The organism is Kitasatospora sp. NPDC059973 (assembly GCF_042737525.1).
Classification (GTDB): domain Bacteria; phylum Actinomycetota; class Actinomycetes; order Streptomycetales; family Streptomycetaceae; genus Kitasatospora.
The window spans coordinates 88,848-99,721 of sequence record NZ_JBHWUI010000007.1 but is presented as its reverse complement, the minus strand read 5'-3'; the positions used below and the strand labels follow the sequence as shown (position 1 = coordinate 99,721).

The following is a 10,874-nucleotide window of genomic DNA, read 5'->3' as shown; positions in this document are numbered from 1 at the left end:
ACCGGAGCCTCGTGGCCCGGCCGCGCCGCCGCCGTCGTGTTCCGCCCGGCCGCCCGGCCCCTGTCGTACGGTCGACACCGGACGAAAGGGGAGGACCGCCTTGACCACCGGACCGACCGACCTGCCGCCGCCCGGGCCGCGGCGGCTGCGGCTGCTCAGCTACAACATCCGCTCGCTCCGCGACGACCGGCACGCCCTCGTTCGGGTGATCCGGGCGTGTGAACCGGACGTGGTCTGCGTTCAGGAGTCGCCGCGTTACTGGCGCCCGCGGGGCCAGGCGGCCTGGCTGGCGCGGGCGACCGGCACCGAGGTGCTGGCCGGCGGCGGCCGGATCGCCGCGGGGCCGCTACTGCTCGGCGGCCCGGGCGTGGAGCTGCTCGCCGTCCACGACCGGCTGCTGCCCAAGACCCGCGGGCTGCACGCGCGCGGCTTCGCGAGCGCGCTGGTCCGGATCGCCGGCTCGGCGCCGTTCGGCGTCACCAGCTGCCACCTGAGCCTGGACGCCGAGGAGCGCCGCGGCCAGTTCGAGCTGCTGCTGGACCAGCTGAAGATCACCGAACTCGGCGTGGTGGCGGGGGACTTCAACGAACACCCGGACGGCGCCGGCTGGCAGCTGCTAGCCGGCCGGCTGCAGGACGGCCATCTCGCGGCACCCTGGGGCGGCACCTTCACGTCCGTCCCGGACAACCCCTACCAGCGGATCGACGCCGTCTTCGCGACCCCCGGCGTCCGGGTGCTCGCGTGCGGGGTGCCGCACGGCCTGCCCGGTGTCACCGAGGGCGATCTGCGGGCCGCCACCGACCATCTGCCGCTGCTCGCCGTCCTGGAGCTCCCGGCCGGCTGAACTCCGTGGCCGGGCCGGGGTGACCGGCTCGGCCCCGGGCCGCCGGTGCGCGGCCCTACACGACGGCGCCGCCGTGCGGGTCCTCCGGCTCGTCCTCGTCGCGCTCCTTCATCCGGACCACCAGGGTGACGAAGCCACCGAGGAAGGCGGTCACGCCGACCCAGGCCGGCCAGCCGGACACCTCGCGCCAGACCACCGCGTCGAACAGCAGCAGGGCCGGCCCGCCGAGCACGGCGAGCCAGGCGAACTTGGCGGTGACGTCGGCGGCGGGCAGCGGCGGCGGCTCCGGCGGGACGAAGTGGCCCTCGTCCGTCTCCTCGGTCAGCTCGAAGTCGCGCGGGCCCGATCCGGCGGCCGGCATCACCGGGCGGGTGGAGCGGGGCCGCGGCTGCGGTGCCAGGTCGGCGAGGTCGTCCGGGTCGGTGCCCTCCTTGAACCCGCCCTTGAGCTCGCCGCGCGCCCGGAGGTCCTCGACCTCCGGCCAGTCCGGGTTGTTGAGGTCGACGGGGTCGTCGAACTGGGCGACCAGCGCGGCGAAGATCTCGTCCTGCTCGGCCTGGCTGCGCTCGGGCGCGCGCCGCACCCGGGGCGCTTCGGGCGCCGGGGCGGCCTCACCCGAGGCGCCCTCGGTCTTCACGCCGTCGGTCTTGGCGCCCTCGGTCTTCGCGCCCTCGGTCTTCACGCCGTCGGTCTTGGCGCTCTCGGTCTTCGCGGCCTCGGTCTTCGCGCTCTCGGTCTTGGCGGCCTCGGTCCTCACGCCGTCGGCCTTGGCGGCCTCGGCCTTCGAGGCGTCCGCCTCGGTGTTCTCCGCGTCCTCGCGGGGCGCCTCGTCCCCGCCGCCCGCCGTGCTGCTCTCGTGCACTTCCGGCCCTTCAGCCTTGGTGATCGTCGGATTCTATCCGGGTGACGCCCGCCGCGTGCGCGGGAGCCAGCCGTCGGATGAAGTCCTGGCCGGCCGCGAATATTTCCGCCGCGTCGTGGTCCAGCGTCGCGACGTGGTAGCTGCGCTGGCACAACCGCTCCGTCACGTCGGTCGAGGATATCCGGGCCAGCACCAGTTCCGAGTTGGCCGCCGAGACCACGTGGTCCTGCGGGCTGTGGAAGAGCAGGACCGGCTGGGTCACCTGCGGCAGCCGGCGCTGCACGTCCTTCCAGAGCCGGGCCAGCGACCAGGCGGCGTGCAGCGGCGTCCGGTCGTAGCCGACCTCGACGGAGCCCGGGCGGGCGATGTCGTTGGCGATCCCGGGCAGGCTCGGCACCACGTGGCGCAGCACCGGAAGCAGCACACTCGCGGGGTTGTCGGAACGCACCGACGGGTTGACCAGCACCAGTCCGGAGACCACCGGGCCGTGCAGCGCGGCCAGCCGCAGCGCCAGCCCGCCGCCCATCGACAGCCCGAGGACGAAGACCCGCTCGCACTCGGCGGCCAGCGCCAGCAACTCCCGCTCGACCTCCGCGTACCAGTCCTCCCAGCGGGTCACCTGCATGTCCTGCCAGCGGCTGCCGTGGCCGGGCAGCAGCGGCAGCGAGACGGTGTACCCGGCCGCCGCCAGCTCCTCGGCCCACGGGCGCAGCGACTGCGGCGAGCCGGTGAACCCGTGGCAGAGCAGTACGCCCACCGGCCCGCCCCGGTGGCGGTACGGTTCGGCACCGGGCAGCAGCGGCATGACGGGCTCCTTCGCGGGCGGCGGCGCGTTGGGACGGGGGAGGGCGGAACGGCGGGCTGCGGAAACCGCATCGTCCCACGCGCCCGCACGCGTCGTACACCCCTGCCGGACACCCCGGCGGGGCGGGGCGGGGCGCGGGCGGTGGCCGCGGGGCATTAGGATCGACCGGTCCGCATAACAGGAGGCCCGGCGTTGTTCTACCGACTGATGAAGATGATCGTCGCGCCACTGCTACGGATCTTCTTCCGGCCGTGGATCGAGGGTGAGGAGAACATCCCCGCCGAGGGTGCCGCGATCATCGCGAGCAACCACCTCTCCTTCTCGGACTCCTTCTTCTTCCCCGCGCTGATCAGGCGTCGGGTGACCTTCATCGCCAAGGCGGAGTACTTCAACACGCCGGGCCTGAAGGGCAAGCTGACGGCCGCCTTCTTCAAGGGCGTCGGCCAGCTGCCGGTGGACCGCTCCGGCGTGCGCGGCGCGGGCGAGGCGGCGATCCGCAGCGCGATCGCCGTGCTGGACCGCGGCGAGCTGTTCGGCGTCTACCCGGAGGGCACCCGTTCGCCCGACGGCAAGCTGTACCGCGGCAAGGTCGGCGGCCTGGCCCGCGTCGCGCTGGCCACCGGCGCGCCGGTGATCCCGGTCGCGATGATCGACACCGAGAAGGTGCAGCCGCCCGGCCAGGTCGTCCCCAACTTCGGCATCCGTCCGGGCATCCGGATCGGCCGGCCGCTGGACTTCTCCCGCTACCACGGCATGGAGAACGACCGCTTCATCCTCCGTTCGGTGACGGACGAGGTGATGTACGAGATCATGCGGCTCTCCGGCCAGGAGTACGTGGACGTCTACGCGACCGCCGCCAAGCGGCAGATCGCCGACGACAAGAAGCGTGCCGACGCCGAGCGCAAGGCCGTCCAGAAGGCCGAGCAGGCCGCCGCCAAGGCCGAGAAGGCGGAGGCGGAGAAGGCGCAGAAGGCCGCCGAGCAGGAGCAGAAGGAGAGCGGGTCGGCCTAGGCCGGGAGGCCGGAGTCCGCCCGCAGGGGGAGGGGCACGGAGATGTCGGACGGGAACAGACCCGGATCGGTCGGCGCGGCGGTGGCGGCCGGCGGCATGTCCGTCGAACTGCCGCTCTGGCGGGCCATCTCGTTCTTCCGGGTGCTGGCGCTCTGTTACGCGGTGCTGCGCTACCTCGACTCGTACCTGGAGTTCCTGCACCCCGTCGCCGGCTGGATCTACCTCGGCGCGCTGACGCTCTGGACGCTCGCCAGCACCCGCGCCTTCGCCGGGCCGCTGCGCTGCACCTGGTACGTGCTCGGCACCGACCTCACCCTGGTCGTGACCGGCATCGTGATGAGCGGGATGACCGACGACCCGGCCCGGATCGCCCACGGCGCGCCCACGCTGCCCACCATCTGGGCGGCCGGCACCGTCCTGGGCTTCGCGGGCCGGGGCGGCTGGCGCTGGGCGGCGGCGGCCGGATCGGTGATCGGGGTGGCGAACATCCTCGGCCACGGCGGTCCGACCGGCGACAACATCCACAACATCGTGCTGCTGATGGTGGCCGGCTGCGCGATCGGCTACGTGATCGAACTGGCCCGCGCCAGCGAGGCGACGCTGACCCGGGCGCTCCAGGTCGAGGCCGCGAACCGGGAGCGCGAGCGGCTCTCCCGCGACATCCACGACGGGGTGCTCCAGGTGCTCGCCCTGGTCCAGCGCCGGGGCGGCGAGCAGGGCCCCGGCCGGGGCGCGGACTTCGCCGAACTCGGCCGGCTGGCCGGCGAGCAGGAGCGCGCGCTGCGGGCCCTGATGAGCGGCGGACCGCTGCCCGCGCAGCGCGCGCCGCTGGAGCCGCAGGACCTGCGCACCCTGCTCGGCCCCTACACGGACGAGCGGATCACCCTCTCCGCCCCCGGCACCCCGGTGCTGCTGCCCGGCCCGGCGGCCGGCGAGCTGGCGGCGGCCGTGGGCGCCGCGGTCGACAACGTCCGCCGGCACGCCGGGCCCGGGGCGCACGCCTGGATCCTGCTGGAGGACGAGCCGGAGGCCGTCACGGTCAGCGTCCGCGACGACGGTCCGGGCTTCGCGGCCGGGCGGCTCGGTGAGGCGGAACAGGCCGGCCGGCTGGGCGTCTCCCAGTCGATCCGCGGCCGGCTGCTGGACCTCGGCGGTACGGCCGAGCTGTACTCGGTGCCCGGGGAGGGCGTCGAGGTCGAACTGCGCGTCCCGAGGAGGGGTTCCGATGGCTGACCAGCCGATGACCGACCGGCCGCCGGTGCGGGTGATGGTCGTGGACGACCACCCGATGTGGCGCGACGCCGTGTCGCGCGACCTCGCCGAGGCGGGGCTGGACGTGGTGGCCACCGCCGGGGACGGCGAGGAGGCCGTCCGCCGGGCCCGTGCCTGCGCCCCGCAGGTGGTGGTGCTGGACCTCAACCTGCCCGGCCTGTCCGGCGCCGAGGCCTGCCGCCAGGTGGTCGCCCAGGATCCCTCGGTGCGCGTCCTGGTGCTCTCCGCCAGCGGTGAGCACACGGACGTGCTGGAGGCGGTGAAGTCCGGGGCGACCGGCTACCTGGTGAAGTCGGCCGGCCGTGACGAGCTGCTGGACGCGGTGCGCCGCACCGCCGTCGGCGACGCGGTCTTCACCCCGGGCCTGGCCGGGCTGGTGCTCGGCGAGTTCCGCCGGCTGGCCGCCGAGCCGGCCGCCCCGACGGCCCCCGCCGCGCCGCAGCTGACGGCCCGGGAGACCGAGGTGCTGCGGCTGGTCGCGAAGGGCCTGTCGTACCGGCAGATCGCCGACCGGCTGGTGCTCTCCCACCGCACGGTGCAGAACCACGTCCAGAACACCCTCGGCAAGCTCCAGCTGCACAACCGGGTGGAGCTGGTCCGGTACGCGATCCAGCAGGGCCTGGACGACGAGGCCTGACGCCCCGGGGCGGGGGCGCGCCGGACGGACGCGCGCACCCCGTCCGGGGTCTCAGCCGTGGACGGCGGCGGCCGACCGCAGCAGCCCGGCGACGATCCCGACGCCGTCCCGGGTGAGCACCGACTCCGGGTGGAACTGCAGCCCGGCGAACCCGGCGCCGCGCAGCGCGTGGACGTCGCCGGTCAGCCGGTCCCGGGAGACCTCGACGCCCTCGGCGGCGAGCCGGGCGGCGTCCTGGTCCGAGCAGCGCGCGGTGAAGGTGTTGTAGAAGCCCACCGTGTGCCGGGCGCCGAAGAGTTCGACCGTCTCCTGGGCGCCCTGGTGGGGCACGGCCTTGCGGGCCAGCGGCAGTCCGAGCCGCTCCGCGAGCAGCTGGTGGCTCAGGCAGACGGCGAGCAGCGGCGCGGTGCGGGCACCGGAGCGGACGGCGGCCAGCGCGTCGGCGACGATCGGGCGCAGGACGGCCATCTTGGGGTCGTCGGCGGCGGCCGGGTCGCCCGGGCCGGGGCCGAGCACCAGCGGGCCGGGGTGGGCGGCGACCCGCTCGCGCAGGCCGGCTTCGTCGAAGCGCGCCACGGTGACCCGGTGGCCGAGCGAGGTCAGCAGGTGGGCGAGCATCGAGGTGAAGGTGTCCTCGCCGTCCACCACCAGGGTCTCCTCGCTCCGGGTGACCGGGGCCGGCTCCTGCATCCGGAGCCAGAACGGCGCGAGGTCGGCCCGCCGGGCGTCCAGCGCGGCCTGGACCCGGTGGTCCTCGGCGAGCCGCGGGCCGGACGGGTTGGGGAGTCGGGCGGGGGCCGGGCGGGCGCCGATCGCGGTGAGCACCCCGGCGGCCTTGGCGTGGGTCTCGGCGACCTCGGAGTCCGGGTCGGAGTGGCGGACCAGGGTCGCGCCGACCCGGACGACCAGCCGACCGGTGGCCGGGTCGATGTCGGCGGTGCGGATGCAGATCGGGGAGTCCATCTGCTGGCCCCCGCTGGCCGAGCGGCCGATCAGGGCGAGCGCGCCGGCGTAGTAGCCGCGCCCGCCGCGCTCGTACCGGCTGATCACCCGGGTGGCGTTCTGGACCGGGCTGCCGGTGACGGTGGCGGCGAACATGGTCTCCTTCAGCACCTCGCGGACGTCCAGCGAGGTGCGCCCGCGCAGCTCGTACTCGGTGTGCGCGAGGTGGGACATCTCCTTGAGCCGGGGGCCGAGCACCTGGCCGCCGAGGTCGCCGACGGTGCACATCATCTTGAGTTCCTCGTCGACCACCATGGTCAGCTCCTCCAGCTCCTTGGGGTCGCGGAGGAAGGCGAGCAGGGAGTCGATGTCGGAGCCGCCCGCCGGATAGCGGTAGGTGCCGGAGATCGGGTTCATCACGACCGTGCCGCCGCTCTGGCGGACGTGCACCTCGGGGGAGGCGCCGACCAGGACCCGCTCCCCGGTGTGCACCAGGAAGGTCCAGTAGGCGCCGCGCTCCTGTTCGAGCAGCCGGCGGAAGAGCGTCAGCGCGAGCGCGGGGGAGTAGTCCTCCAGGGTGGCGGTGAAGTCCCGCCGGATGACGAAGTTGGCGCCCTCGCCCCGGCCGATCTCGTCCGCGATCACCCGGCGGACGATCCCGGCGTACTCCTGGTCGTCGATGTCGAACGCGCCGCCGGTCAGGGCGACCGGCCGCCGGGGGAGCGCCGGGAGCAGCTCGGCCAGCGGGAGGGCGTACTGCTCGGTGACCGAGAGCGCCTGCAGCGGGGTGGCGTCGTCGACGGCCTCGAAGCCGCGCTCGCGGATCTGCCGGAACGGGACGAGGGCGAGCAGGTCGTGCACCGGGCCGTCGGCCGGGACGCCCGCGCGGACCGGCAGGTCGGCCAGCCGTTCGTAGCTGTCGACGGTGCCCAGCAGGACCTCGACGGTGTCCGGCGCGAGCCGGGGGGCGCGGCGGTGCAGCAGGGCGAACGCCGGGGCGTCGGGGCCGGTGAGGCGGGCGAGCAGGTCGGCTGCGAGGTTCACGGTGCGGCTTCCTTCCGGGAGGGCGGGTGCGGTGGTTCGGGGTTCCGCTCCCGGGAGGGCCGTCTGCGCCGAAACGCCGACGGCCGCCCCGAGGGGCGGCCGTCGTGTTCGTCTAGGAACGCGCGATCGGTGGGCCACCCGAGGGGTCGGCCCACCACCAGGAAAAGGTGTGCGGCGCGTTCATGCGTCGAGCGTAGCGGATCCGGCGGGCGCCGTGAGCCGCCTCACACGATTGTCCACCTGGTGTCTCACCCAGCGAGCGGCGGTCACAATTCGGTTGTCCCACCCCGTAGCCTTGCCGTGTGACCGTGACGAATCCCCACCCCTGGCAGTCCCTGCCCGCGGCGCAGCAGCCTGAATGGCCGGACCACGAGGCTCTGCGCAAGACCCTTGCGGAGCTCGCCTCCTATCCGCCGCTCGTCTTCGCGGGCGAGTGCGACCAGCTGCGCGCCCGGCTCGGTGCCGTGGCGCGTGGTGAGGCGTTCCTCCTGCAGGGCGGTGACTGCGCCGAGGCCTTCGACGGTGTCTCGGCCGAGCACATCCGGAACAAGCTGAAGACCCTGCTGCAGATGGCGGCCGTGCTGACGTACGCCGCCTCCGTCCCCGTGGTGAAGGTCGGCCGGATCGCCGGCCAGTACTCCAAGCCGCGCTCCAAGTCGACCGAGACCCGCGACGGCGTGACGCTGCCGGTCTACCGGGGCGACTCGGTGAACGGCTTCGACTTCACTCCCGAGTCCCGGAACCCGGACCCGGAGCGCCTGAAGCGGATGTACAACGCCTCCGCCGCGACGCTCAACCTGGTCCGCGCCTTCACCACCGGCGGGTACGCCGACCTGCGCCAGGTGCACGCCTGGAACCAGGACTTCGTGCGCAACTCGCCGGCCGGCCAGCGCTACGAGCAGCTCGCCCGCGAGATCGACAACGCGCTGGCGTTCATGAACGCCTGCGGCGTGGCGCCGGAGGAGTTCAAGACCGTCGAGTTCTACTCCTCGCACGAGGCGCTGATCCTCGACTACGAGACCGCGCTGACCCGCGTGGACTCGCGGACCGGCGAGCTGTACGACGTCTCCGGCCACATGGTCTGGATCGGCGAGCGCACCCGCCAGCTGGACCACGCGCACATCGAGTTCGCGTCCAGGATCCGCAACCCGATCGGGGTGAAGCTCGGCCCGACCACCTCGGTCGACGAGGCGCTCACCCTGATCGAGAAGCTGGACCCGGAGCGCGAGCCCGGCCGGCTCACCTTCATCACCCGGATGGGCGCGGGCAAGATCCGCGAGCACCTGCCCACCCTGGTGGAGAAGGTCACCGCCTCCGGCGCCCAGCCGGTCTGGATCTGCGACCCGATGCACGGCAACACCTTCGAGGCCTCCAGCGGCCACAAGACCCGCCGCTTCGACGACGTGCTCGACGAGGTCAAGGGCTTCTTCGAGGTGCACCGCGGCCTCGGCACCCACCCGGGCGGCATCCACGTGGAGCTGACCGGCGACGACGTCACCGAGTGCGTCGGCGGCGGCGACGAGGTCCTGGTGGACGACCTGCACCAGCGCTACGAGACGGCCTGCGACCCGCGGCTCAACCGCAGCCAGTCGCTGGACCTGGCCTTCCTGGTGGCCGAGATGTACCGCGGCGGCAACTGAGCCGTCGCCCCCGGGCGGGCCCTGCGGCCGGCCCCGATGTGACGAAAGCCCCTCCGGATTCGGGATTTCCGAACCCGGAGGGGCTTTTTCATGCCCGGATCCCCGGGTAAGGTGAGGCTTAGTGAACTAAGGCATGCCTTAGTCAAGATCGATTTCGAGCCAGTCGCCTTCGCAGGGAGAGACCGCGATGTACGTGTGCATGTGCCATGCGGTCACCGAGGCCCAGGTGAAGAAGGAGATCGACGCGGGTGCCAACACCCCGCGCCAGATAGCCCGGGGCTGCAAGGCCGGTACCGACTGCGGCTCCTGCGTCCGACGGATCCAGGCGCTGCTCGGTGAGCACGGCGCACGGCCCTGCCCGACCGCCCGGCTGGCGGCCAAGCTGGGGCTGGCCGACGACCAGGAGGCCGAACCGCGGGACGGGGCCCAGGCGCCGGCCGTCCTGCCGGCCCGGCCGCTGCGCGCGGCCTGAGGGTACGGCCGGGGGTTCAGGACTCCGGCTGCTCGATCAGCTGGGCGAGGTAGAGCGCCTCCCCGAGCTTCTCCAGCAGTTCCAGCTGGGTGTCGAGGTAGTCGATGTGGTGCTCCTCGTCGGCCAGGATGTCCTCGAAGATGTTCGCCGAGGTGACGTCGTTCTTGGCCCGCATGACCACGATCCCGCGCTTCAGTCGGTCGATCGCCTCGACCTCGACCTGGCGGTCCGCCTCGAACATCTCCTTGACGGTCTGGCCGATCCGGACGTGGAAGAGCCGCTGGTAGTTGGGCAGCCCGTCCAGGAAGAGGATCCGGTCGGTGAGCACCTCGGCGTGCTTCATCTCGTCGAAGGACTCGTGCCGGGTGTACTTGGCGAGCTTCGTCCAGCCGTTGTTCTCCTGCATCTTCGCGTGCAGGAAGTACTGGTTGATGGCGGTCAGCTCGGCGGTGAGCTGCTCGTTGAGGAATTCGATGACCTCGGTGTCGCCCTTCATGGCGGTGCCTTCCTGCTTCGCGTCCGGGACTCACGGCCGTACCCTCCGGCTGCACGCATCCTGGCACCGCGCCGGGGCCGAATTCCAGTAAGTTCACACTCACTAGGACATGTGTCGGAATATCCGATTTGGTGGCCCAATGGGCCGTACGGGCGGGGCGCACGGCACCCGAAAGGGGCGCGCGCCAGGCGTTGTCCGCCGTCTGTCACCATGGAGCCATGGGTCAGTCCGAGCAAGAACCACCTCCGCCGTCTGACCCGAGACTCCCGCCGGGCCAGCGGACGCAACGCGGCTGGCCCGCCCTGCACTACGGCCCCGTGCCCCGCTTCAAGCCGCTGACCTGGGACTTCCAGGTGTTCGGCGCCACCGCCTCGGCGGCGAAGCACCGCTGGGACTTCGCCGGCTTCAACGACCTGCCCCGGGCGACCGTCCGCGCCGACTTCCACTGCGTGACCAAGTTCTCCGTGCTCGGCAGCGAGTGGACCGGCGTGTCGGCCTCCGAAGTGCTGGCCCGGGTGCCTCCGGCGCCCGGTGTCACCCATGTGATGGTCTGGGCCGAGTACGGCTACAGCGCCAACCTCCGGCTGGCCGACTTCGCCGACCCCGGGACGCTCTTCGCCACCCACCGCAACGGCGAGCCGCTCACCGCCGAGCACGGCTTCCCCGTCCGGCTGGTCATCCCGCACCTCTACGCCTGGAAGGGGCCCAAGTGGGTGCGGGCGGTGGAGTACATGCGGGCGGACCGGCGCGGCTTCTGGGAGGAGCGCGGGTACCACAACCTGGCCGACCCGTGGCGGGAGCAGCGCTACTCCTACCAGGAGGAGCCGGGCGACGGGCCGCTGCGGTAGC

11 protein-coding genes are annotated in these 10,874 nt (G+C 73.1%); 7 read left to right on the top strand and 4 right to left on the bottom strand.

What is annotated here, in order from left to right; all coding sequences use genetic code 11:
• The first annotated feature begins 100 nt into the window (after window positions 1-100).
• Window positions 101-844 (top strand): endonuclease/exonuclease/phosphatase family protein, encoded by a 744-nt coding sequence (locus ACFWA9_RS03800; RefSeq protein ID WP_380382806.1) that lies wholly within the window; start codon window positions 101-103, stop codon window positions 842-844.
• A gap of 55 nt (window positions 845-899) precedes the next feature.
• Here ACFWA9_RS03800 and ACFWA9_RS03795 read toward each other — a convergent pair whose 3' ends face one another.
• Both ACFWA9_RS03795 and ACFWA9_RS03790 read right to left on the bottom strand, forming a co-directional pair.
• Window positions 900-1,706, bottom strand: coding sequence for a hypothetical protein (locus ACFWA9_RS03795; RefSeq protein ID WP_380382804.1), 807 nt, complete (start codon window positions 1,704-1,706; stop codon window positions 900-902).
• Window positions 1,707-1,716: 10 nt separating this feature from the next.
• Window positions 1,717-2,511, bottom strand: coding sequence for an alpha/beta fold hydrolase (locus ACFWA9_RS03790; RefSeq protein WP_352287078.1), 795 nt, complete (start codon window positions 2,509-2,511; stop codon window positions 1,717-1,719).
• A 192-nt stretch (window positions 2,512-2,703) separates the two neighbouring features.
• Between ACFWA9_RS03790 and ACFWA9_RS03785 the strand changes: the two genes are divergently transcribed.
• Genes ACFWA9_RS03785 through ACFWA9_RS03775 form a run of 3 tightly spaced genes read left to right on the top strand, consistent with a single transcriptional unit; the run spans window position 2,704 to window position 5,431 of the window.
• The gene (locus tag ACFWA9_RS03785; protein ID WP_329487287.1) at window positions 2,704-3,522 is read left to right on the top strand and encodes a lysophospholipid acyltransferase family protein; all 819 of its coding nucleotides are present in this window, start codon (window positions 2,704-2,706) and stop codon (window positions 3,520-3,522) included.
• A 42-nt stretch (window positions 3,523-3,564) separates the two neighbouring features.
• Window positions 3,565-4,755 (top strand): MacS family sensor histidine kinase, encoded by a 1,191-nt coding sequence (macS, locus tag ACFWA9_RS03780; RefSeq protein WP_380382801.1) that lies wholly within the window; start codon window positions 3,565-3,567, stop codon window positions 4,753-4,755.
• On the top strand, window positions 4,748-5,431 hold the full coding sequence (locus tag ACFWA9_RS03775; protein WP_380382799.1) for a response regulator: 684 nt from the start codon (window positions 4,748-4,750) through the stop codon (window positions 5,429-5,431). The genes macS and ACFWA9_RS03775 overlap by 8 nt, the downstream gene beginning before the upstream one ends.
• Window positions 5,432-5,482: 51 nt before the next feature.
• Here ACFWA9_RS03775 and ACFWA9_RS03770 read toward each other — a convergent pair whose 3' ends face one another.
• Window positions 5,483-7,417, bottom strand: a complete 1,935-nt coding sequence (locus ACFWA9_RS03770; protein ID WP_380382797.1) for an anthranilate synthase family protein — start codon at window positions 7,415-7,417, stop codon at window positions 5,483-5,485.
• A 302-nt stretch (window positions 7,418-7,719) separates the two neighbouring features.
• Here ACFWA9_RS03770 and ACFWA9_RS03765 point away from each other — a divergent pair, with 302 nt between their 5' ends.
• Window positions 7,720-9,057 carry a class II 3-deoxy-7-phosphoheptulonate synthase gene (locus tag ACFWA9_RS03765; RefSeq protein WP_329487284.1) on the top strand — a complete coding sequence of 446 codons (1,338 nt, stop codon included), beginning with the start codon at window positions 7,720-7,722 and terminating at the stop codon, window positions 9,055-9,057.
• 187 nt (window positions 9,058-9,244) lie between these two features.
• Entirely contained in the window at window positions 9,245-9,529 is a 285-nt protein-coding gene (locus ACFWA9_RS03760) for a (2Fe-2S)-binding protein (protein ID WP_329487283.1), read from the top strand.
• Between the two features lie 16 nt (window positions 9,530-9,545).
• On the opposite strand, the gene bfr is transcribed toward ACFWA9_RS03760, so the two are convergent.
• Window positions 9,546-10,025 (bottom strand): bacterioferritin, encoded by a 480-nt coding sequence (bfr, locus tag ACFWA9_RS03755; RefSeq protein ID WP_329487282.1) that lies wholly within the window; start codon window positions 10,023-10,025, stop codon window positions 9,546-9,548.
• A gap of 218 nt (window positions 10,026-10,243) precedes the next feature.
• Between bfr and ACFWA9_RS03750 the strand changes: the two genes are divergently transcribed.
• A complete protein-coding gene (locus tag ACFWA9_RS03750) occupies window positions 10,244-10,873 on the top strand; it encodes a molybdopterin-dependent oxidoreductase (protein WP_380382795.1) in 630 nt (209 codons plus the stop codon).
• Window position 10,874: the final 1 nt, after the last annotated feature.